The sequence below is a fragment of the Pseudomonas sp. P5_B2 genome, from assembly GCF_056400445.1.
In genome coordinates this window covers 1-552 of sequence record NZ_JBFULH010001481.1, presented here as the reverse complement: position 1 = coordinate 552, position 552 = coordinate 1, and the positions used below count along the sequence as shown (strand labels likewise).

Here is a 552-nt window from a genome sequence, read left to right as displayed (position 1 = left end):
CCGGTCAACGCCTCGGATTTCGGGCCGTACAAACGCATGGTCAAGTTGAATGCAGTTTTGGGCGCGGGAAGCAAATTGGTTTCAAGGTCTTTGCCGGGGCTTTCATTCTGGAAATAAATATCCAGCGAACCGTCGGCATTTATCTTGAACGGCATCCAGCTACTGACCGCAAAACGATTCAGTGTATTGCCCACCTGGAACCCTTCCGGATCGTACAACGTGATCGACCAGAAGGCGTTCACCGGCGGTGCTTCACCCTTATTGAAATGCAGCACGTACTTGTTGGCCCCATCGAGCGGCTTGTCTTGGTCATCGCCCATGTTCAGCGGAGCCATTTGCCGGCACCCACGCCTTTCGTCTGGATCATCGGTCGGACCAAGACCGACGGGGCGATCGTCCTTGCGATGGGGAGCGCTACCGGGGCTGGCAGAGCTAACGGAACTCTAGACGATCAGTTCAGTAAGAACTGACAGGTGAACGACCATTTGTCGGGGTGGTGCAACGCCTTAAATAGCACTGAATGGTCGTTAATGCGCCTGGACACCGGTATGA

1 pseudogene is annotated in these 552 nt (G+C 54.7%); it reads right to left on the bottom strand.

Features of this window, described 5'->3' with window-relative positions:
- Positions 1 to 329, bottom strand: a pseudogene (locus AC1DRJ_RS31940) (DUF1214 domain-containing protein); the annotation flags it as partial.
- Positions 330 to 552: the final 223 nt, after the last annotated feature.